The 23,525-nt window shown below is 54.4% G+C and carries 17 protein-coding genes; 4 read left to right on the top strand and 13 right to left on the bottom strand.

The features are described from left to right. Positions 1-19: 19 nt before the first annotated feature. Positions 20-691: a 7-carboxy-7-deazaguanine synthase QueE gene (gene queE, locus N6G83_RS48650; protein ID WP_024529821.1), complete on the bottom strand. Its 672-nt coding sequence runs from the start codon at positions 689-691 to the stop codon at positions 20-22. Positions 692-1,010: 319 nt separating this feature from the next. On the opposite strand from queE, the gene N6G83_RS48645 reads away from it, so the two are divergent. From N6G83_RS48645 to N6G83_RS48630, 4 genes are all read left to right on the top strand, one after another. Beyond that, positions 1,011-2,348 carry an MFS transporter gene (locus N6G83_RS48645; protein ID WP_024529820.1) on the top strand — a complete coding sequence of 446 codons (1,338 nt, stop codon included), beginning with the start codon at positions 1,011-1,013 and terminating at the stop codon, positions 2,346-2,348. 397 nt (positions 2,349-2,745) lie between these two features. Then, positions 2,746-4,437: a urocanate hydratase gene (gene hutU / locus N6G83_RS48640; RefSeq protein ID WP_024529819.1), complete on the top strand. Its 1,692-nt coding sequence runs from the start codon at positions 2,746-2,748 to the stop codon at positions 4,435-4,437. Then, a complete protein-coding gene (gene hutH / locus N6G83_RS48635) occupies positions 4,434-5,969 on the top strand; it encodes a histidine ammonia-lyase (RefSeq protein ID WP_024529818.1) in 1,536 nt (511 codons plus the stop codon). Before hutU ends, hutH begins: the two co-directional genes overlap by 4 nt. 140 nt (positions 5,970-6,109) lie before the next feature. Continuing rightward, on the top strand, positions 6,110-7,504 hold the full coding sequence (locus tag N6G83_RS48630; RefSeq protein ID WP_211136172.1) for an amino acid permease: 1,395 nt from the start codon (positions 6,110-6,112) through the stop codon (positions 7,502-7,504). A 72-nt stretch (positions 7,505-7,576) separates the two neighbouring features. Here N6G83_RS48630 and N6G83_RS48625 read toward each other — a convergent pair whose 3' ends face one another. From N6G83_RS48625 to relA, 12 genes are all read right to left on the bottom strand, one after another. After that, positions 7,577-7,948: a hypothetical protein gene (locus N6G83_RS48625; RefSeq protein ID WP_024529816.1), complete on the bottom strand. Its 372-nt coding sequence runs from the start codon at positions 7,946-7,948 to the stop codon at positions 7,577-7,579. 11 nt (positions 7,949-7,959) lie between these two features. Further along, positions 7,960-9,150 (bottom strand): FAD/NAD(P)-binding oxidoreductase, encoded by a 1,191-nt coding sequence (locus N6G83_RS48620; protein ID WP_211136171.1) that lies wholly within the window; start codon positions 9,148-9,150, stop codon positions 7,960-7,962. 286 nt (positions 9,151-9,436) lie between these two features. After that, the gene (locus N6G83_RS48615; RefSeq protein WP_233169569.1) at positions 9,437-10,159 is read right to left on the bottom strand and encodes a hypothetical protein; all 723 of its coding nucleotides are present in this window, start codon (positions 10,157-10,159) and stop codon (positions 9,437-9,439) included. Positions 10,160-10,324: 165 nt separating this feature from the next. Beyond that, on the bottom strand, positions 10,325-11,068 hold the full coding sequence (locus tag N6G83_RS48610; RefSeq protein ID WP_024529813.1) for a molecular chaperone: 744 nt from the start codon (positions 11,066-11,068) through the stop codon (positions 10,325-10,327). Between the two features lie 4 nt (positions 11,069-11,072). Beyond that, positions 11,073-12,410: a fimbrial protein gene (locus tag N6G83_RS48605; protein ID WP_211136170.1), complete on the bottom strand. Its 1,338-nt coding sequence runs from the start codon at positions 12,408-12,410 to the stop codon at positions 11,073-11,075. A gap of 29 nt (positions 12,411-12,439) precedes the next feature. After that, entirely contained in the window at positions 12,440-15,004 is a 2,565-nt protein-coding gene (locus N6G83_RS48600) for a fimbria/pilus outer membrane usher protein (RefSeq protein ID WP_211136169.1), read from the bottom strand. A gap of 20 nt (positions 15,005-15,024) precedes the next feature. Continuing rightward, a complete protein-coding gene (locus N6G83_RS48595) occupies positions 15,025-15,753 on the bottom strand; it encodes a molecular chaperone (RefSeq protein WP_024529810.1) in 729 nt (242 codons plus the stop codon). Between the two features lie 138 nt (positions 15,754-15,891). Further along, positions 15,892-16,425 carry a fimbrial protein gene (locus N6G83_RS48590; RefSeq protein WP_024529809.1) on the bottom strand — a complete coding sequence of 178 codons (534 nt, stop codon included), beginning with the start codon at positions 16,423-16,425 and terminating at the stop codon, positions 15,892-15,894. A gap of 627 nt (positions 16,426-17,052) precedes the next feature. Then, positions 17,053-18,348 (bottom strand): phosphopyruvate hydratase, encoded by a 1,296-nt coding sequence (gene eno / locus N6G83_RS48585; RefSeq protein ID WP_024529808.1) that lies wholly within the window; start codon positions 18,346-18,348, stop codon positions 17,053-17,055. An 80-nt stretch (positions 18,349-18,428) separates the two neighbouring features. Beyond that, entirely contained in the window at positions 18,429-20,066 is a 1,638-nt protein-coding gene (pyrG, locus tag N6G83_RS48580; RefSeq protein WP_024483442.1) for a glutamine hydrolyzing CTP synthase, read from the bottom strand. Between the two features lie 366 nt (positions 20,067-20,432). Continuing rightward, positions 20,433-21,227 (bottom strand): nucleoside triphosphate pyrophosphohydrolase, encoded by a 795-nt coding sequence (mazG, locus tag N6G83_RS48575; protein ID WP_211136168.1) that lies wholly within the window; start codon positions 21,225-21,227, stop codon positions 20,433-20,435. A gap of 59 nt (positions 21,228-21,286) precedes the next feature. Then, the gene (gene relA, locus N6G83_RS48570) at positions 21,287-23,521 is read right to left on the bottom strand and encodes a GTP diphosphokinase (protein ID WP_074031837.1); all 2,235 of its coding nucleotides are present in this window, start codon (positions 23,519-23,521) and stop codon (positions 21,287-21,289) included. Positions 23,522-23,525 lie beyond the last annotated feature (4 nt).

The raw sequence follows: 23,525 nt of genomic DNA, 5'->3' as shown, positions 1-23,525 counted from the left end.
TTGGGGTGAGGGGCAGGTCTTAAGCGATATTCAAATACTTATGCGTCTGCATCGAAAGCCGCCAGTTGCGGGCAATGCAGGTCTCAATACACAACCGCGTCGCCTCTTCTTTCTGGCTGATCGGCTGCAAAGCGATAATGCGGTGTTTTTCGTCGTGCAACGTTGCCAGCAGCTCATCCAATGCCTCAATATCACGTTCACGCCCCACCGGATGCTTGATCTCATCGGCCCGCATCAGCGCCTGCTCTACTACCTTCAAACCACCGCGCATATTCACTTTGGGTGAAACGGTAACCCAGGTATTGGGGGAACAGAGGACTTCATGGGTGCCGCTGGTTTCGATCTGGCAACCGAAGCCTGCATTCTCGAACAGCCTGGTCAACGGGATCAGATCGTAGATGCACGGCTCACCGCCGGTGATCACGATATGGCGTGCGGTATAGCCCTGCTGTTCGACTACCTCCAGCAACTGTTCTGCACTGGCGCTCCCCCAGGCATCACTCTCGGCAGTTTTCACCAGGATGCGTTGCATATCCACTTCCCGATCGGCGTCCTTTTCCCAGGTGTGTTTGGTATCGCACCAGCTGCATCCCACCGGGCAACCCTGTAGGCGAATAAAAATGGCCGGAACGCCGGTGAAATAGCCTTCGCCCTGCAAAGTCTGGAACATCTCATTAATCGGGTACTGCATCGCTTTCTCAATCTGTCTAGGTAAAGACGCATTATCGCAGATCCCGACCGGGCGACCAAACCTGGAAAAGTGTATTAAATTTTGTCCGTTCGGCGGTGCCCAGCAGCTTTCTCCGGTTAACCCGCTAATGGGTGACGTTTATTGCAGACTTAACACCAACCACCGATGTTATCCACCGCTCAAAACAAACATAAAATTAACATTTAAAACAAAAATATTTGACATAAAAGCGCCTGTGACGCAGATGTATAGACAGGCAGGCACAAGTCGGGCGCAGTTCCGACGATCCATCAACATCCTATCTGCGTTTAAGGAAACTATGGCCCATTCCACCGAGTTGAATATTCAGCAGGCTATCGACGACAGCAAATTTTCGCTGTTTCACTGGACCCTGATCATCCTGGGTTTCCTGATCCTGGCAATTGACGGTTACGATACGGCGGCGATGGGCTATATCGCCCCTTCGGTGGCCAAAGACTGGGGGATCGTGAAACAGGATCTGGGGCCGGTATTAAGCGCGGCGCTGCTTGGCCTTTCGTTGGGAGCCCTGGTTGCCGGGCCGATTTCTGACCGCGTTGGCCGCAAACGGGTGCTGGTGTTCTCCTGCCTGTTCTTTGGCCTTTCCAGCCTGGCCACCGCCTACGCGGGTTCACTCAATAGCCTGACGCTGTGGCGCTTCCTCACCGGGCTTGGGCTGGGTGCCGCCATGCCAAACGCCATTACGCTGATCTCCGAATATGCTCCGCAGCGCTGCCGATCGCTGGCCATTAACACCATGTACTGCGGCTTTCCGCTGGGAGCGGCAGGCGGTGGCGCCATCTCTTCCTGGCTGATCCCTGCTTACGGCTGGCACAGCGTGTTGCTGCTGGGGGCCATTGCCCCGCTATTGCTCACCGTGCTGTTGATCCTGCTGCTGCCGGAATCGGTGAAATACATGGTTAACCGTGGTCAGGATGCCGCTAAAATCAAACAGATTGCCCAACGCTTTATCAGCCACAACATCAGCCATATCACCCGTTTCTACCTGTATGAAGACAAGCTGGCCCTGTCGAAGACCAGCGTCGGCCTGCTGTTCAGCCGCCCCTACCTGGTGGGGACACTGATGCTGTGGCTCACCTACTTTATGGGGTTGGTGATCTACTACGTATTGTTGAGCTGGATGCCGCTGTTGATGCAAGGGCTGGGGTATCAGCTTGAGCAGTCTGCGATCCTGACGTCGCTGTTCACCTTCGGCGGAACGCTGGGGATCCTGATGGCCGGTTGGTTGATGGACCGCTGGAATGCCCACAAGGTGGTTTCCACCGGCTTTGCCATCAGCGCCCTGCTGATTGTGGCGATGGCCACCGAGGATAGCCAGATCGTGCTGCTCGGCGCCTTTATCTTCCTGATGGGCATTACCATGAACGGCGCGCAATCCGGCCTGCAAACCCTGGCTGCCACCTACTACCCAACGCACAGCCGCGCTACCGGTATTGCCTGGATGCAGGGCATTGGCCGCTTTGGTGGCGTGGCTGGCACCATGATGGCCGCTCACCTACTGGCGATGGATTGGCAGGTACAGAGTATTTTGATGTTCCTGGCTATTCCGGCTCTGTTAGCCAGCCTGGCCACGGTATTTAAAATGACGCGTCCGAGTGCACTGCAAACGGCCATCTAACCTATTGATTATGTTAATGGGCGCTGTATGCAGCGCCCTACGCATCCTTGCCTCCTCCCCGCCCGTAATACGTTTTTTTTATCGCTCCCGCTTAGTTGTAATCTATATGTAAAATTATTGTGATTTGTCGCTCAAAAATGACACTATTTTAATTCATTTTTGTAGAGTAGCTCACTGTTTTGCCACGTTCGGCTAATGGACTCAATACAAAAAATGGATGTAATCACATGATTTTAAATACAAATAACATTTGCTTATGCCATTTTTCTCAAATTGTCACCGCTGTTGCATATGCTTGTACATACAAGTATATGTTAATAAACCCCACTCATTGTTATGGCCTGTGAGTTGCCGTCATAAGATGAGATTTGTACCGATACTGTTTGAGGAACTAGCTGTGACTGCAAATAACAAAGTTCGCCATGTTGATATTCGCGCGCCCCGCGGCACACAATTAAACGCCAAAAGCTGGCTGACCGAAGCGCCGCTGCGCATGCTGATGAACAACCTCGATCCTGAAGTGGCTGAAAATCCACACGAACTGGTCGTTTATGGCGGTATCGGCCGCGCAGCCCGTGATTGGGACTGTTACGACAAGATTGTTGCCACCCTCAAGACTTTGGAAGACGACGAAACCTTGCTGGTGCAGTCCGGCAAGCCGGTCGGCGTGTTCAAAACGCACAGTAACGCCCCGCGCGTGCTGATTGCCAACTCCAACCTGGTGCCTCACTGGGCAACCTGGGAACACTTTAACGAACTGGATGCCAAGGGCCTGGCGATGTATGGCCAGATGACCGCTGGCAGCTGGATCTACATCGGTAGCCAGGGCATCGTACAAGGCACTTACGAGACCTTCGTCGAAGCTGGCCGCCAGCATTACGACGGCAGCCTGAAAGGCCGCTGGGTGCTGACCGCCGGTCTAGGTGGTATGGGTGGCGCACAACCACTGGCCGCCACTTTGGCTGGAGCCAGTTCACTTAATATCGAATGCCAGCAGAGCCGCATCGATTTCCGCCTGAAAACCCGCTATGTCGATGAGCAGGCCACCGATCTGGATGACGCACTGGCGCGCCTGAAAAAATACTGCGCCGAAGGCAAAGCCATCTCGATTGCCCTGTGTGGCAACGCGGCAGAAATCCTGCCGGAGCTGGTCAAGCGCGGCGTACGCCCGGACATGGTCACCGACCAGACCAGCGCCCACGATCCGCTCAACGGTTACCTGCCAAAAGGCTGGAACTGGGAAGAGTATCGCCGCCGCGCACAAACCGAACCTGCGGTAGTGGTGAAGGCCGCCAAACAGTCGATGGCCGAACACGTAGAAGCCATGCTGGCGTTCCAGAAAATGGGCGTACCTACCTTCGACTACGGCAACAACATCCGCCAGATGGCCAAAGAGATGGGCGTTGATAACGCCTTTGACTTCCCGGGCTTTGTGCCTGCCTATATTCGCCCACTGTTCTGCCGTGGCGTCGGTCCGTTCCGTTGGGCTGCGCTGTCTGGCGATCCGCAGGATATTTACAAGACCGACGCCATGGTCAAAGAGCTGATCCCAGACGATGAGCACCTGCACCGCTGGTTGGATATGGCGCGTGAGCGCATCAGCTTCCAGGGTCTGCCAGCCCGTATCTGCTGGGTCGGCCTGGGCCAGCGTGCCAAGTTGGGCCTGGCGTTTAACGAGATGGTACGCCGCGGCGAACTTTCTGCTCCAATCGTCATTGGCCGTGACCACCTGGATTCCGGCTCAGTTGCCAGCCCGAACCGTGAAACCGAATCAATGAAAGACGGCTCTGATGCCGTATCCGACTGGCCGTTGCTCAACGCCCTGCTCAACACCGCCAGCGGTGCCACCTGGGTTTCTCTGCACCACGGCGGCGGCGTCGGCATGGGCTTCTCCCAACACTCTGGCATGGTGATCGTCTGTGACGGCACCGATGAAGCCGCCGAGCGTATCGCCCGCGTGCTGCATAACGATCCGGCCACCGGCGTCATGCGTCATGCCGATGCGGGTTACGAGATCGCCATCGACTGCGCCCGCGAGCAAGGTCTGAACCTGCCAATGGTTGCCGCTACTCAGGGAGAAAAAGCATGAACGCTCTGACTATCCGCCCAGGTAAGCTGACGCTTGCCGAACTGCGCCAGGTTTATCAGCACCCGGTCACCCTGACGCTGGACGACAACGCCTACGGCGCTATCCAGCAAAGCGTGGCCTGCGTGGAACGCATTGTGGAAGAGAACCGTACCACTTACGGCATCAATACCGGGTTTGGCCTGCTGGCCTCCACCCGTATCGCCCGCGAAGATTTGGAGAACCTGCAACGTTCCATCGTGCTGTCACATGCGGCCGGTGTAGGTGCGCCTACGGATGACAGCCTGGTGCGCCTGATTATGGTGCTCAAAATCAACAGCCTGTCGCGTGGTTTCTCCGGCATCCGTCTGGAGGTGATCCAGGCGCTGATGGCGCTGGTGAATGCCGAAGTGTATCCGCATATCCCGCTGAAAGGCTCCGTTGGTGCTTCAGGCGATCTGGCCCCACTGGCACACATGAGTCTGGTGTTGTTGGGTGAAGGTAAAGCCCGCTATCAGGGCGAGTGGTTACCGGCTACCGAGGCACTGGCCAAAGCGGGTCTGAAACCGTTAACGCTGGCAGCCAAAGAAGGCTTGGCACTGCTGAACGGCACCCAGGTTTCCGCCGCCTTTGCGCTGCGTGGCCTGTTTGATGCTGAAGATCTGTTTGCTGCCGCCACCGTAACCGGCAGCCTGACCGTGGAAGCCGCACTGGGATCTCGTAGCCCGTTCGATCCACGCATTCACGAAGTACGTGGCCAGCGTGGGCAGATCGACGCCGCCGCCGCTTATCGCCACCTGCTTGGCGCACGTAGCGCCGTGTCAGACTCACACGCCAACTGCGAAAAAGTGCAGGATCCTTACTCCCTGCGCTGCCAACCGCAGGTGATGGGTGCCTGCCTGACGCAGATCCGCCAGGCCGCAGAAGTGCTGGAGATTGAGGCCAACGCCGTTTCCGATAACCCGCTGGTGTTTGCCGAACAGGGCGATGTGCTGTCCGGTGGCAACTTCCACGCCGAACCGGTAGCCATGGCTGCCGATAACCTGGCGCTGGCGTTTGCCGAAATCGGTTCACTCTCCGAGCGCCGTATTTCACTGATGATGGATAAACACATGTCGCAGTTGCCACCGTTCCTGGTGGATAACGGCGGGGTGAACTCCGGCTTTATGATTGCCCAGGTCACCGCCGCCGCGCTGACCAGCGAGAACAAGGCACTGGCACACCCGGCCAGCGTTGACAGTATCCCAACCTCGGCCAACCAGGAAGACCATGTCTCGATGGCACCGGCAGCGGGCCGCCGCCTGTGGGAAATGGCGGATAACGTCCGCGGCATTCTGGCTGTAGAATGGCTAGCGGCCTGTCAGGGGCTGGATCTGCGTAACGGTCTGCAAACCACCGCAGGGCTGGAGCAGGCTCGGCATCTGCTGCGCGAGCATGTCGCCTACTACGATAAGGATCGGTTCTTCGCCCCCGATATCGAAGCAGCCAGCCAACTGTTGGCAGCAGGCCATCTGACCGCGCTGATCCCAGCCACCTTGTTACCTAGCCAGGCGTAACGCCTTTAGGCCGTGCTCCGTCAGTCTGGGGCACGGCCTATTACCCTGCACAATTCGTCCTCTATCCCGCCGGGGTTCGTTCCCCCTGTGCGGATAGCGCTGCCTGTCCGACAACAATATGATTAAAACGGAGAAGCAACATGCGTAATGAGAAACCCCAGCTCCGGCGTGGCCTGAACGCGCGACATATCCGCTTTATGGCCCTGGGTTCGGCCATCGGTACCGGTCTGTTCTATGGTTCCGCTGGCGCTATTCAACTGGCTGGCCCGGCCGTACTGCTTGCCTATCTGGTGGGTGGCGCGGCGGTATTTATGGTAATGCGTGCCTTGGGGGAGATGGCGGTACATCAGCCCGTCTCCGGCTCGTTCGGCCACTATGCCAGCCATTACCTCGGCCCGCTGGCGGGCTTCCTCACCGGTTGGACTTATACCTTTGAAATGGTGATCGTGGCCCTGGCCGACGTAACGGCCTTCGGCATCTATATGGGGCTATGGTTCCCGGATGTCGCGCAATGGGTCTGGGTGCTGAGCATCATTCTGTTTATCGGCGCGCTTAACCTGTGCAGCGTCAAAGTGTTTGGCGAGATGGAGTTCTGGCTGTCGCTGGTCAAAGTTGCCGCCATCGTGGCGATGATCATTGGTGGGGCCGCCGTGATGTTGTTCGGCTTCGGTGTCACGCAGCAAGCGACCGGCTTCAGCAATCTGTGGCAACACGGCGGCTTTATGCCTAACGGCATCGGTGGCGTTATTGCCTCCCTGGCGGTGGTGATGTTTGCCTTCGGCGGGATTGAAATTATCGGTATCACCGCCAGCGAAGCCAAAGATCCCGCCAAGGTACTGCCCAAGGCGATCAACGCCGTGCCGGTCCGTATCCTGTTGTTCTACGTGCTGACCCTGCTGGTGTTGATGTCTATCTATCCCTGGAACAGCATCGGCCAGAACGGTAGCCCGTTTGTCGAGATTTTCAGCCATATGGGCATCAGCTCGGCGGCTAACGTGTTGAACGTAGTGGTGATCACCGCCGCCATCTCCGCTATCAACAGCGACATCTTCGGCGCTGGCCGCATGATGTACGGCATGGCGCAAGATGGGCAAGCACCTAAGGCCTTCACCAAGCTGACCGGTAACGGCGTACCTTGGATGACGGTGTTGGTGATGTCCATTGCCCTGCTGCTGGCCGTAGTGCTCAACTATCTGATCCCCAAACAGATCTTTATCATCATTGCCTCCATCGCCACCTTTGCCACGGTGTGGGTGTGGCTGATGATCCTGCTGTCGCAGATCGCCATGCGCCGCACGCTCACTAAAGATGAAGTGGCCAAACTGAGCTTCCCAGTACCTTGGTGGCCAGTAGCTCCTGCATTGGCAACGGCGTTTATGGTGTTCGTGATCGGCCTGCTCGGATACTTCGAGGAAAGCCGTATCGCGCTGTATGTCGGGCTAGTCTGGGTAGCCTTCCTGACGCTGGCTTATACGCTGTGGGTACGCAAAAAAGGTGGGGAAACCCCTGCCGTAGTCTCAACAGAAAGCCACTAAAACCCAGCCCACCAGCCTCGATTCATGAGGCTGGTGGCTGCTGTGGCAGGTTTACTCGCCCAAGAGTTGCCGTCAGCTTTCTGCTGGCAACGCGGAGGTTCGCAAACGCTGGCCGATGATTTGCAACGTGCGCAATACCAGCATCAATCCCAATAGCGTGTCCGGCTGGCGCAGCAGCGCATAAACCGAACGGTAGTTGGCGGGCGAAGTGTTTAATTGCAGCTCGCTATGCGCCATCTTCAGCGCCATGCCTCCCTCCCAACCCGCAGCGACCACGCCTTCGAACACTCCGGCCAGTTTTTCCACCAGCGCGTTGTCCGCAATATCCGTTATGTCAGACAGCAACGACAGCAGATCGACCACGTTATCCAGCCTGCCAGTCGCCAGCAGTGGATCGAGCTTGGCCAACAGGGCATCTAACGGCTGTGCTTGCGATGAGTCCATATTTCCTCCGTTCAAATCAGTCCGCGTACGGTGGCCCAGTACAGGCCACGGTTAAACCCGTTGCGCAGCATGCCGCCCAGCTTAGTGGCAGGTGTGGGGATCACGTCATGGCGATAGTCGTAAACCAACGGCATACCGGCCTGTAGTCCCATTTGGGCGATGGCCTGTACCTTGCCGTCGTAATGGGTATGGGGCTGGCCTAAGCGCAGTTCCGCGACGATATTGTCGGCAATCACCGGGGCCTGGTTATGGCAGGAACCGCCCGCCTTGCTGACCGGCAGATCGACGGTATCGCCAATCACATAAACGCCCGGCTGTCCATAAACCTGCAACGTCTGGTGATCGGTAGGGAGCCAGCCTTCGCCGTTATCGATATCGCTCAACCCGGTGTTGCGCACCGCTTCCACCGCACGGATCGGCGGGGTAGCCATCAGGATGTCGAAGGGTTGTTCGTCGCCCTCGGTGGAATAGGCAATGCGCCGTTCGCTGTCCACTTTGCTCAGGGTAAAACCGCGCTGATGCTTGATATCGCGGGCCGCAAAAATGCTGGGCAGAGCCTCGCCGGTGGGGCGTTGCAGGAACAGGCAGTTACGCAGGAGCTGTGAAATGGTCGGGTAGGTATAAACAATTTCAACCTTGTTACGCACCCCGCGCCGCCGCAAGTAGTCATCCAGCATCAGGGTAGTTTCTATCGGGGCAATACCACATTGGTGCGGTACGTTGGGCGTTTGCGGGAACGACACCGTGATAAAAATGCGCCCTTTCTCAATAGTGGCCAGCTTTTGCGCCAACTGGCGAGCCGCCTGATATTGGTAAAAGTGATCGCCCGCCTGGGCCAATCCTTCAATTTGTTCAGGCCAGGGTACGCAGCCTGTGGCAAAGACTAAAAAGTCGTAGTGATATTGATTGCCACTGCGGGTATAAATACAACGCTGGGATAAATCGAATTGTTCAACCTTATCAACAATAAACTGTATCTCTGGCCGTAATAGGCTTTGCTGTGGCCTGGTCAGTTCTTGTTTGAAAAAAGCATTAAAGGCGACATACATAAACGCGGGTTTGTAATAATGTACCGCTGAGTCAGAAATCATCATGACTTCAACCTGATTATTGATAACCTCCCGGTGTAACTTGGCGGCCAATAGATTGGCAAGTATGGTACCTCCCGTACCACCACCTACAATAATTATCCTACTTCGCATTCCAACCTCTCAGTCTGTATGCAACAAAGTACGATAGCCAATGGCATTATTCCACCGGCTCTATTTAAGGTATTTAATCGAGGGGGAGCAGATATTTCTCTGATAGAACTAAGAGTCTAGTAGCTCACAGCTATAAGACATAACAAAAAAGAATATAAAAATAGGATTTTTATTACACCAATAAAATCATGGCGTTATGAGCATTGAAATAAATAACACGATCATTAGTTGAATGCTATAAATTGCATATTGCAGCTATATCACTGTCCTGGTTTTCTTGGCAGATCTAGTTATTATGCTGCTGACATGCTCCATCCAGGCTATACCCCACCATCGCCATATACAGGCTAAAATAGCGCTCTGCCATCTCAATAAACGAGCTATTTAACTCAATCAGCACGTTATTTTTGGTGGTAAGCAAGCCCGATTTTTCCGCCGCCAGCAGGATCCGATTGATATGCGTACGGGACACCGAGCTAAACTTGGCGATCTCCGCCGAGGACAAAAACAGCATGTGGGAATTGTGGCGGATACTTTCCATAAATAGCATCAGCAACACCATATGGCCCGCATCTTTAGTAATAAACAATGCGGCCTGTGGTACCAGATCGTTCAGATAGATCTCCTGTATCATCAGTTGGCCGTAAACCTTGAAGAATGCAGGTAAAAACCAGCTCTGATCCAGCAGCTCGGCAACCGGGATCTCGGGGGCTAACGTTTGATAGGGCAACGCCATTGAGGAAACCAGCTCATGGGTTTGGCGCAGGGCATTCGGGGTAGGCCTAAACAACAGCGTGCGCCGGTCTTGATCGTCCTTCTTGACCTCTAGCCAGCGCCCAACGCGCAGGAAGAACAGAAACGAATCCAACGCGTTCTCGCTGATAATATCTTTGCCTTTAAAAAAGGCTTTGACATCCTTCAGGGCTGCCTCGCTTTGGTTGTAATAGATGGCCAGCAGAGTCGAACAGATAATAAAGCGGCTGTTACGAAAGATGATTTTATAGAACATAGGATGATTCCTATAGGTTTCATCTATCATCACGCCGTGTTTAATTATCGCCTGATGGAACCGCCCCGAGCTTCTTATCTTGCTGGCTCGTTGTGCCAATTCAAGTTCGATCTGATGTTTATTGGGTATCATCTTATTCTCAATTTGGCTGCAAGGTGCGGACTGTTATTTCCGTACGGTATATTGCTGATCGACCGCATTACCCTGATCATCGATAATGGCGGCGTTGACCATCGCTGAAGAGATAGCCCCTGATTGAACAATATCATTAATCCGATACTGCTTACTGCCGTAAGGCGGCGTCATCATATCGCTCTCTTGTTGCACCGGATAATCCTGCTGGCCAATGCGCAGCGCAAGACGGGAAAAAGAGAGATAAACCGGCGACGGGTTATCGCACTGCAAGACGTAATGATTATCTTCCTTTTTCAGGGTGAACACCGGCTTAGGCGCATCCTTCTCGGCCGCGACCACCGCCTTGGGCCGATAGAATATCTTCATCTGGGTGTTCATCGCCATAGTCACGCTAGGCTGTAGCGGGGGGATCACAGGGCGCGTCGGTGGGATTTCGTACAGATTAATCCAGAAGACCGATTCCCTATCCGTTGGCAGTGACTGCTGGTTATAAATCAGCCTCAGCCCTTTCATGGTCTTGGGCTGCATGCTAAATACCGCAGGCAAGCTGACAAAAGGCGCTGTTGATTGTTCGGGGGCCGCATTGACATCCCCATCGTCTACCCAGGTTTGTACCACGATCGGGTAGTCGTTGGTATTGAGGAGCATCAAGCTTTTTTCATTATCGCCCTCGCGAAAAATCACTCGCGTCGCGGAGGCAATAATACCGGCCTGAGCCAGCATTGCGGGTAACAAACCACCGAGCAGCAGTAACGTACAGACGATTTTCTTCATGATCTTATTGTACCTTAACCCAAACGTAAGCCTTGGCATCAACCTTACCCGCCGTAACGGTCTGGCCCGGCAAGCGTGATAATGTGGCTGTCAACTGCGTGGTGTAATGGGTATACCCCGTCGCGGTGCTGCCCCCGTTGCTTGCGCCATCAAGAACAGGGTACCACCCCGCATTGTTACCCTGCGGGCACTGGCCAGCACTACAACGAGCCCAGCCGACAAAGTTCATTGGCGTACCGTTGCTGCTGTTGGAAAGCGCAATTCCCACGCCGGTCGCTACACTGCTGTCCGTGCCATAACCGTCAGAGAGCAGATAGCTTACGCCACCGCTGGCGTTGACCAGGCCAAGCTGTTGCGCCAGAGCAAAGCTGGCATAAGGGACTTGCAGGCCCAGGGCGGTACGATTGGTGCTAATCCCCGAAACGGCTGCATTATCACATTCAATATTGATGGTGAACTGGGCCTGAGAAGTTCGCCCTGCGGTTAATTGGCCGACGGAAAGCGTTGGCAGGATCACCAGCGGCGTGACGTTGCGTGCCACACAGGTGGCTGTATAAGAAAGGGAAGAAATCGGCGACGTTCCCATCCCCATCGCGTTCCAACGCCCAGTTCCCCAGGTCGAATAGTTGGTGGCCGAATCACTACCGATAGGATCAGACGCAATACCGGGCCCTTGGAAGGTCACATAGCCATTAGGCTGGATGCAAGTATAGTTCGAATTACCGGTGGTTGAAGCCATGCCACTCAGCGGATTAGACGCACTGTAACCACAGTAGTTACTGGCACCACGGCCAGGGAGCGAACTGATGCGGATCAGATCTGCCCGGATGGGGCTGAAATCCTTGACCCGGATCTGGATCTTGTCACCCACCGTGGCGTAGCGGGTGATCGGCGTTGCCTGCCAGTAACGGGTAAATACCTTGCCCGAATCCAGATGGGTTAGCCGAATGCCGACATAGGGAAAGTAGGTGGCATAATAATTGGGGTTGCCGTCCACCGCCCCTAAATCATAATAGCCCCCTACCCGGTCATCACCGTTGGTGGCAAACACTTCAAAAATCTGCCCGACGTCACTGGTATCGCACTGATACAAGACTTTGTTCGGATCCGGGTAACGGACGCCGGAGGTGAAATCAAACACGCTACTGCCCAGCGGCGTGCCTACGGGCTGCAGGTAAGTGCTGGTCAGGTTGATACGCCCCAGGCCGACACCGACGCCACAGGCGTCGCAACCGGAGTCGATGGCTGGCGAAACACGGGTACATCTGGCCGCCGCTGGTAAGCTGATCCCAGCAAGTAGGCTCCCCAACAGCGCCAACCGCAGCAGTAAAAATAACTTCATGGAATAACCTCCGGTGAATAATCGGTGAATCAGCGGCATGTCGCCTTCAGCAGCAGGAGCGGCTCATCGCTTGCCGGGGGTAATTTATAGGGCAGACTGCATCGTTCAGTCGCCCCTTCTCCCCAGCGTAAGGTCAATTTCCCTTGCGGTTTATCACTGCGCAGATAGATCTGATTGGCCTGGCCAACCATGCCGACATCGTTATTGTTCTCATCAAAGACCGAGGTACCCATCGGGATTATACTGCCATCCGGCCGCTGAACTTTGATCAGCACAGCCTGACCCCGTATCGTCTTGAAGTGCACTCGCACCGTGGCTCCTGCGAAAGGTGCCACACGCTGTTGCCCATCTTCCAATTCTGCCTTGCTGCTCATCCCCTGCGGATTCAGAGCCACAGTATTGAAATGATAGGGCACCAGCGAAGGAACCAGCGCATAGCCGAAACGATCGACACGAGCGCCCTGCCCATCCATCACTTGCGCACCACGCGCACCAGGAGCATCAATCAGGGCAAAGGTGTCCCCAACATAAGGCCCAAGCGTGACCCCACCGCGATGGGCAACCACAGCCCCCTGCAGCGCAGCCGATCCCTGCCAATATTGGCTGGATGCTGAAACCGAGCCGGTAGCACTGGCATAAGGCAGGCGGGTTTGCAGGTTACCCCCCCAGATGCTGTTATGGTTATTATCGTCGGTAGTGAAATTAAGCCCATAACCGACCTGCTGCGTCTCCCCCACGTTGCCCGAGATCGCCGCCTGATAGCTCCCTCCCTGCCCCTGACTATGGTTAGAGAACAACGATGCCGTTGGCGCAGAAGAAGAGCGACCAAGAGGAAAGGAAACCGAGAGCGAACTAACGGTTTGCGAGGTATTGGTACTCGCGAAATCATTGGTATTCACATAGGGCTGGCTGCCGTCGTAATAGGCGCTGTTGTTGCCGTTCAGGCTACGGGTACGCGTCACCGAAAGGTTCAACGCGACGCCGTTGCCAAACACCTTGCCCCACCCCAACTGTAGCTGATTATCCCGGCCGCGCCCATCGCGGTAATCCTGGGTAGAGCCTGACAGCGTCAGGTTACCCAATGAGCCAATCCCCTGATTGACGGCAACTTCAAAGCGCGACTGCTGGCGATAGGAATCGGATTGCCAGCTTTGTCCACTGCTGTCTGCCTGACGTACGCCGAGCACATCGCTCAAATCACGAAACCCTTCGGTGGAGTAACGATACCCGGCGATGGAAAGCGTGGTATCCGTTGGGGTAAAGCTTTTGCTATAGGAGAGGTGCAGCATCCAACCCGAGGTTGTGCCTTCCGGCAGGCTGGCATGGGAAAAAGTGCTATCCAGACCAAAAGCCCCCAGTGAGTTACTGTAGACCCCACCCAGCATCAAAGCCTGATAGCCATCAGCCAACTGGTTACCCGCGTTAAACGTCACCGAGTTGCTCAAACCATACTGCCAGGTCAACTCACTGAACAGGTCGTTATCGCCGATAAAGCGCGATCGCCCCAGAGTCGCCGAATAGCGTGAGGATCCGGGGCGCATGGATTGGGGAACGGCAGAGAATGGCACGGTGAAGGTACTGACGCTACCATCGGCCTCTGTCACCACCACCGTCAGGTCACCGGAGAAGTTGGTGGCAAACAGATCGTCAATCGCAAAGGGACCTGGGGCCACCGTGGTTTCATACAGTTGGCTTTTACCCTGAAAGACGGTCACTCTGGCGTTACTGTTGGCAATACCGCGCACCACGGGAGCATAGCCTCGCAGCGAGTCCGGCAGCATACGATCGTCCGACGTCATCCGGACGCCGCGAAACCCCAGCCCAGCGAAGAAATGGCCGTCGGTAAAGCCTTCCCCCAGCAAAACCTCACTGCGTAACGGCAGTACCGCCCTCTGAACATAGCGGCGGCTGGTATCCCAATGGCTGCCAAACTCATTATCAAAGCGGAAGTTGGATTGCTGACGGTAACGCCATAGCCCCAGGTTAAAACCCCCATTCAGGTTGGCGAAGGTGGAGTTGAGGTCCTTGGTCTGCCCCTGGCGGTAGTTGACGTGATATTGGTTAACGTTGTAGTTGAAAAACGCCATCGATTCACCGCTGCTCAGGCTGCCAGGGCTGACGCTGCCACGGGGTTTATGGTTCAGCAAACTCTGTGGAATGCTGAGATCCAATCTTAGTTGTGACATATCGGCCTGAACCTGAATGTCTTTAAGATCGCGTCCAGGTTGCAGGCAGCCTTCTGCAGGCACCGCTGGCACTTCCTTTAGGCCAAGGCGCTCCAGTTGTTGCTGCTCAAAACACGGCAATACGCGGCGATCGTCGCCCAGAACAAAGCGGATTTGGCTGCGTTCAACAAATACACCGTTGGTAAACAGCTCAACCTCATAGTTGCCCGGCGTTACCAGATCCTGTTGGTTGAACTGTTCGAGTTGCGTGCTGCTGAAAACGCTGCCACGCAGTAAATCGGCGTCGAAGGCGTAGTCGTCCGTTGCGCCTTGTGCCAGGGAGATCCCGCCCAGAGAGAACAAAAAGAGGCCACCGCGGCAGCACGTTGATAGCAGAGACGGAAATGTGGGATAGTTTTTTAACGGCATCAGGACCTCCCTGTCCTTTTTTAGTGCAGCGTCTCTAGCGTTACGGGAACCTCTACCCCATAGTCATTCATAACGCCGAGCACCACTTTCAGTTTCCCTTTAGGGAACGCCGAACCTAGCGGCCAACTCACCTGCGAAAAAGGCGCGATCATATCGGCCGGTTCAATATGCAGGTTTTTATTGCCGCTTTTGGCATAGCTGATGCTGACGTAATAAGGCGTAGGATTACTGACCTGGAGTGCATTGCCATTACGCTGGATACGCAACTGTTTGCCTGCCTGATTACCCTCTCCCGGCAGCCCTTCGGGCCGATAGAACACCTTCAGCCGATTGCTGACCAACAGCACCAACTTGTTTTTATCCGTTTCGCTTTGTTTGACGGCTGGCACCTGGAGGAAGTTAAGGTGAAACAGGGATTCGCGGTCAGTCGGTAAGCCTTTCCCGGTGTACATCAGCCTTACCATTTGCCCGCTATGGGCATTCATCCGGAAAATCTGTGGCGATGCGATAAAGGGGGCATCGGCCGTTTCCGGCGTCGACTTGTCATTATCGATATCAAGCCAGACCTGGATCAGCGCCGGGGCAGCATCATCGTTGGTAAACTGCAGCGTCTTTTCGCGCGCCTGAGCGGGGTAGATCACCCGGTTGCCCAGCATGGTGACGCTGGCAGCTGCGCTATCGACAATCAGCAATGTCAGGCTGAACAGCAATGCCGCCCAACAAGAAAAGGTACGTGTGGTATACGCCATAAGAGAGACCAGTCAACAAGACTAATAACCCAGCACCCCTTAAGGTTTCGGACAGTGCTGGCGTTATTATGGATAACAGGTTATTTCCTACCATCAGGCTTGAGCCCGGTGGCGGAAACAACCTAGAGCGGCAGAGTGTTATTTATACGTAATCGCATATTGTGCAGTGGCGATCACTGAACCTGCAGTCACCCCAGCCTCTTCGGCATAATAACGGGCAACCAGTTCTTGCGACGTTGATGTCGCGCCGGTTGCCAGCGTCATTGCGCTGGTGGTGGCCGTTGAACCCGTAGCAAAGCTCAATGGCGTGGTGGCATCGCTATCCAGCAGTTGAATAGAAACCTTGGTTGCATCACCGGTGTTACCCAGATTGCCATTGGTGGTCGTGTTATTCCCCACAAACACCGTTTTGATGGAGGTGTCGCTGGCCGCGGTAGTACAACCGGTTACGTTAACGGTAAAGGTCGTTTCCCCAGCGGTAGCACCTTTGGTAGCGAGCGAGCTGGCCGCAACCGTCTGCAGTAACACCACAGGGTTGGCTTCATTGCCGTTAATATTAACCGAGCAGGTTTGGGTACTAACTTCACCCTTGAATTGCACTGTATTGGCTGAATCTGCCATGGAGGCGCTAGAGAATGCAATTAAAGCGAGAGAGATCATTTTGATTTTCATAAGAAATCCTTTTAATTTACTTTTTCCAATAAAGCAGTCCTGGCAGTAATTATTTACTGGCTTAAACTCACTAAAAACAGACATGTCACACTGTCTTTCTCAGACGCCCTGTGGACATGTGAGATTATTCTAGCAAACCAAGATTTTTCTTAACAACTATTTTTTCGTAGCAATCGTAGATAATAGATTGAACTTACATTTGGTAACACTTATTAAACCGGCATTATTGAAAAATTAACCCAATAAATATCAGTAAGTTAAAAACACAAAAGAATTATTTTGTCATCATATGAAACACTTTGAAACAAATGGGTCTTTTTAGGGGTATTACCTGAAGTTAGGATTATTCCTAACATTTTAATAATTTAATATCATTATCTGGCCATTATTGATTATTAAGTGACCAGACTGATGTCAAAACTTGCGTCATCAGGCAGAAAAATACTCCCAAAAAAACAGGACAATTAGCGCAGAAATAATTTTTTAAGCCTAAGTAAAATCTCACCTCCATTATTTCGCCAGGTTGCAGAGGGGTAAATCTATTTAACGCAGGCATAAAAAAACGGAGAGTACCTTTACGGCACTCTCCGTTTGCTTACTGATTCGGTAACGAATCAAACCGTAATATTACTGACCTTTAACTTCTTTCAGGCCATTGAACGGTGCGCGGTTGCCCAGCGCTTCTTCGATACGGATCAGTTGGTTGTATTTAGCAACGCGGTCAGAACGGCTCATAGAACCGGTTTTGATCTGGCCAGCCGCAGTACCTACCGCCAAGTCAGCGATGGTAGCATCTTCGGTTTCACCTGAACGGTGAGAGATCACCGCAGTGTAGCCCGCATCTTTCGCCATCTTGATTGCAGCCAGAGTTTCGGTCAGAGAACCGATCTGGTTGAATTTGATCAGGATGGAGTTAGCGATGCCTTTTTCGATGCCTTCTTTCAGGATCTTGGTGTTGGTCACGAACAGGTCGTCGCCCACCAGCTGGATTTTGTCGCCCAGCACTTTGGTCTGGTATGCGAAACCATCCCAGTCAGATTCGTCCAGGCCGTCTTCGATAGACACGATTGGGTATTGCTTGGTCAGGTCTTCCAGGAAGTGAGTGAACTCTTCAGAAGTGAAGGCTTTGTTGCCTTCGCCGGCCAGAACATATTTGCCGTCTTTGTAGAATTCAGACGCTGCACAGTCCATCGCCAGAGTAATGTCTTTACCCAGCTCATAGCCTGCCGCTTTTACCGCTTCAGCGATAACAGCCAGCGCTTCGGCGTTAGAACCCAGGTTTGGCGCGTAGCCACCTTCGTCACCAACAGAAGTGCCCATGCCTTTAGACTTCAGCACTTTAGCCAGGGTGTGGAACACTTCAGAACCCATACGCACGGCTTCTTTCAGAGTTTTAGCACCAACAGGCTGGATCATGAATTCTTGAATGTCGACGTTGTTGTCTGCGTGCTCACCACCGTTGATGATGTTCATCATAGGCAATGGCATAGAGAATTTGCCTGGAGTGCCGTTCAGTTCAGCGATGTGCTCATACAGCGGCATACCTTTAGAGGCAGCGGCGGCCTTGGCAGCAGCCAGAGAGACAGCCAGGATGGCGTTAGCACCAAACTGGGATTTGTTCTCGGTACCGTCCAACTCGATCATGATCTTGTCGATGTTAGCCTGGTCTTTGGCATCTTTACCCACAACCGCCTGAGCGATTGGGCCATTTACTGCGGCAACGGCTTTCAGTACGCCTTTACCCAGGAAACGAGACTTGTCACCGTCACGCAGTTCCAGTGCTTCACGGGAACCGGTAGAAGCACCTGACGGCGCTGCAGCCAGACCGACGAAACCGCCTTCCAGATGAACTTCGGCTTCAACAGTTGGGTTGCCGCGTGAGTCGATGATTTCACGACCGATGACTTTAATGATTTTGGACATTAGGTTTTCCTCAGACAAGTTAAACTAAAACTCCAGACAAACAACGCGCGGTTTTGGCCGCGCGTTGCTTACTAAAACTCTTATTTCACCTGACGCTTCTGATGCTCACCAGCCGCCTTGACAAAGCCAGCGAACAACGGATGTCCATCACGCGGCGTCGACGTAAATTCCGGATGGAACTGACAGGCCACAAACCACGGATGATCAGGTAATTCAATAATCTCAACCAGCTTGTTATCCGCAGAACGACCCGCTACACGCATACCCGCGGCTTCGATCGGCTTCAACAGCATGTTGTTGACTTCGTAACGGTGACGGTGACGTTCCACGATGGTTGGCTCGCCGTACATCTTGCGCACCAGGCTGTTATCGGTCAGGTGGCATTGCTGGCCACCGACGCGCATCGTGCCGCCCAGATCGCTTTCTTCGGTACGGACTTCGACGTTGCCGTCTTCGTCACGCCACTCGGTGATCAATGCGACAACCGGGTACTTACAGTCTGGCACAAATTCGGTGGAGTTAGCATTTTCCATACCCGCTACGTTGCGCGCAAACTCCATCAACGCCACCTGCATACCCAGGCAAATGCCCAGATAAGGAATTTTGTTTTCACGCGCGTAGCGTGCGGTCATCACCTTGCCTTCCACGCCACGGTAGCCAAAGCCGCCAGGGATCAGGATTGCATCCAGATCTTTCAGCACTTCAACGCCGCGGGTTTCAACATCCTGCGAATCGATCAGCTTGATGTTGACGGTCAGACGGTTTTTCAAGCCACCGTGCTTGAGCGCTTCGATCACCGACTTGTAAGCATCTGGCAGTTCGACATATTTGCCGACCATCCCGATGGTCACTTCGCCGCCTGGATTGGCTTCTTCGTAGATCACCTGCTCCCACTCGCCCAGATTAGCTTCCGGCGGTGTCAGGCTGAATCGTTTACAAATATAATCATCCAAGCCCTGAGATTTCAAGAGGCCTGGGATTTTATAAATGGAATCAACGTCTTTCAGGGAGATAACCGCTTTTTCCGGTACGTTACAGAAAAGGGCGATTTTAGCGCGTTCATTAGCAGGAACTGCGCGATCGGAACGGCAGATCAGCACATCTGGCTGAATACCGATGGAAAGCAGCTCTTTTACCGAATGCTGGGTAGGTTTGGTTTTCACTTCACCCGCGGCAGCCAGGTATGGCACCAGCGTCAAATGCATGTACAGAGTGTGCTCACGGCCCACTTCGACGGCCATCTGACGAATGGCTTCCAGGAACGGCAGGGATTCGATATCGCCGACGGTGCCGCCGATTTCGACCAGCACCACATCGTGGCCTTCGCCGCCTTCGATAATGCGTTCTTTAATGGCGTTGGTGATATGTGGGATCACCTGTACGGTGGCACCCAAGTAGTCGCCACGGCGCTCTTTGCGCAGCACATCGGAGTAGATACGCCCGGTGGTGAAGTTGTTACGACGCGTCATTTTGGTACGGATGAAGCGCTCGTAGTGACCCAGATCCAGATCGGTTTCTGCCCCGTCTTCGGTGACGAAAACTTCCCCATGCTGAATCGGGCTCATGGTGCCCGGATCCACGTTGATGTACGGGTCCAGTTTCATGATGGTAACGTTGAGGCCACGGGCTTCAAGAATAGCCGCCAAGGAGGCTGCGGCAATGCCTTTACCCAGAGAGGATACGACCCCGCCGGTTACAAAAATATAGTTAGTTGTCATGCTGAACCTGAGAGTTTAGGTTTAAAGACGATGGAAGAACCAAGACGGGAAAGTAGTATACCCGAACCTCTCTTGACCTACAAACGATCGTTTTACCTGCCATCATCTCAACCACCCTCGTGAGTTCATCCCGGTTTAATCGTCCGGCCCCCGTTTTAGAGCCTTTTAGAAACAATGGGTTAGCGTAAAAAACTGCGTACAAACCGACTTTGGATGCAATAAAACACCTTAGATTTCAGTTTGTTGAGCTTTTCTGCCGGTTAAACCAGATTCAGCAATCCACAACCCCGAGCTTAACCGTTTCAGCTTGAATAAATATTGTCGCCGATCAAACAAGCGACACAGTTAGGACAACGCGATGAGCAATTAGTTTTCCAGGCGTTTTACCTGCTGCCAGGCCTCTTCCATCTGCTCCAACGTAGCTTCCTGCATTGTCAGACCGCGGCTTTGCACGATCTCCTCAACCTGGCGGAAGCGGCGTTCAAACTTGCGGTTGGCCACCTGCAACGCCTTTTCCGCTTTATGCCCCAGATGGCGGGAAAGATTGACCGTGGCAAACAGCAGATCGCCAATTTCCTCTTCCAGCTTCTGTTCGTCCACCACCGCTTGCTGAGCTTCGTACATCACTTCATCCAGCTCTTCATACACTTTGCCTACGACGGGCCCCAAGGTGTTCCAGTCGAAGCCGACCGCGGCACAGCGCTTTTGGATTTTATGAGCCTTCATCAGCGCCGGTAAGGCGTTGGGAATATCATCCAGCGCCGAGTGCAGCGCTTTCTCTGCCCGTTCTCCCGCCTTCAACTGCTCCCAGCGGGCGGAAACCGCCGCGCTGTCTGCTGCCTCTGCCTCACCGAAGATATGCGGGTGACGGCGTTCCAGCTTGTCGCTGATGGCGTTACACACCTGATCGAAGTCAAACAGCCCCTGCTCCTGCCCCATCTGGGCATAAAACACCACCTGGAACAGCAGATCGCCCAGTTCATCACGCAGCTCGGCATAGTCCTGGCGCTCAATGGCGTCCAGCACTTCGTAGGTTTCTTCCAGGGTGTAAGGCGCGATGGTGGCGAAGGTCTGCTTACGATCCCACGGGCAACCCACCTGCGGATCGCGCAGGGTTTTCATAATGGTCAGCAGGCGTTGCAGTGGTGTTGGTTGGATCATGTTGAGTCTCTGAATAATTAAGGGCCCAGCATGCTGAGCCCTTAAGCAAAAAAGAAAAATCAAGCGCCGTGCAGGCGTTTGGCATCGATAACGTCGGGCAGTTGATTGAGTTTGGCCAACACGCGCCCCAGCACCACCTGGTTATAGATTTCGATGTCCATATCGATGGTGGCCAGCTGCTTTTTGGTGTCGCTGCGGCTGGCGACGCCCAATACGTTGACCTTCTCGTTGGCCAGGATAGTGGTGATATCACGCAGCAAACCGCTGCGATCGTTGGCCACGACGCGCACCACCAGCGAATAACCGCTGGAGTAGCTTTCCCCCCAGACCGCATCCACGATACGTTCCGGCGCGTGAGACTGTAGCTCCGCCAGTTGATCGCAATCCGCACGGTGGATCGAGATCCCGCGCCCCTGGGTGATAAAGCCGACAATGTCGTCACCCGGGATCGGCTGGCAGCAGCGGGCAATGTGGTGCATCAGATTGCCGACGCCTTCGACCACCACCCGGCCGTTATCTTTGCTGCGGGCCGAGGTTGCCGGGGCTTTCTGCTGGGTCAGTTGGCGTAACGCTTCGCGATCCTGCTCCTCGGCGCTAGGCTTGTTGAGCTTGCCCTGCAGGAAGTTGACCATCTGGTTGAGACGGATATCGCCGCCGCCAATGCCCGCCAACACTTCATCCAACGAGTTGACGTTATAACGTGGGATCAGCAGCTTTTCGGCTTCCCGCAGGCTGATACCGAGGTGTTCCAGCTCGTTGTCCAGCATCTGCCGCCCGGCCAGGATGTTTTTATCGCGATCCTGCTTGCGGAACCAGTTGTGGATCTTGGAGCGCCCACGGCTGGTGGTGACATAGCCCAGGTTAGGGTTCAGCCAGTCGCGGCTGGGGTTCGGTTGCTTCTGGGTGATGATTTCAATCTGATCGCCCATCTGCAACTGGTAGGTAAACGGCACGATACGGCCGCCAATCTTGGCACCGATACAACGGTGGCCGACGTCGCTGTGGATATGGTAAGCAAAGTCCAGCGGCGTGGAGCCGGCTGGCAGATCCACCACGTCCCCCTTCGGCGTAAACACGTAGACGCGATCGTCGAACACCTGGCTGCGCACTTCGTCGAGCATTTCGCCCGAGTCCGCCATCTCTTCCTGCCAGGCAATCAGCTTACGCAGCCAGGCAATGCGTTCTTCATAGCCGGAACGCGCCGTAACCACCGCGCCTTCTTTGTATTTCCAGTGTGCGGCGACGCCCAGTTCGGCATCTTCGTGCATCTGGCGGGTGCGGATCTGGATCTCCAGCGTTTTGCCACGCGGCCCTAGCACCACGGTATGGATCGACTGATAGCCGTTCGGTTTCGGGTTGGCGACGTAGTCGTCAAACTCATCCGGCAGATGGCGGAAATGGGTATGGACGATGCCCAATGCCGCATAGCAATCCTGCAGGCGCTCCACCACTACGCGCACCGCACGCACGTCGAACAACTCGTCGAACGCCAGCGATTTCTTCTGCATCTTGCGCCAGATGCTGTAAATGTGTTTCGGGCGGCCATAAATCTCCGCCTTGATGCCTTCGATTTCCATCGCGCTATGCAATGAAGCCACAAAGTCATCAATAAACTGCTCGCGATCGATACGCCGTTCATGCAGCAGCTTGGCAATGCGTTTGTATTCATCGGGATGCAGATAGCGGAAACAGAAATCTTCCAGTTCCCACTTCAACTGGCCGATCCCCAGGCGGTTAGCCAGCGGGGCGTAAATATTGGAACACTCTTTGGCCGCCAGCACGCGTTCGTCTTCCGGCGCATCCTTCACTTCACGCAGGTGGGCAATGCGCTCTGCCAGCTTGATCACCACGCAGCGGAAATCTTCCACCATCGCCAGCAGCATGCGGCGCACGTTATCGACCTGCTCGGAGCCCATCGAGTCGTTGTGGGTGGCTTTCAGTTGGCGGATGGCGTCCATATCGCGTACGCCGTGCACCAGGGAGGTAATGCCGGCACCGAACTCTTCGGTCAGGGTGGCTTCAGGAACGATCGCCGCGTCTACCAACGGGAACAGCAGCGCCGCGCGCATACTGTCGTTATCCATGCTGAGGGTCGAGAGGATCTCCACCATCTCCAGGCCACGCCATAGCAGCAACGGCGCATCGGGATGGTCTTTCGTCTGCTGTTCACAGTAACGCCAGGTTGCGGCCAATCGCTCACCTGACTGCGGGTTGGGCAACCCCAGGCTGGCTATCCAGTCATCAAGCGCGAATTCACCCGCCGTATTCAGATGTGCAGTTCTTACCGCGACCATAACT

This window comes from Serratia sp. PL7 (assembly GCF_945957435.1).
The sequence above is the reverse complement of the archived record's forward strand: the minus strand, read 5'-3'. Positions and strand labels throughout refer to the sequence as shown.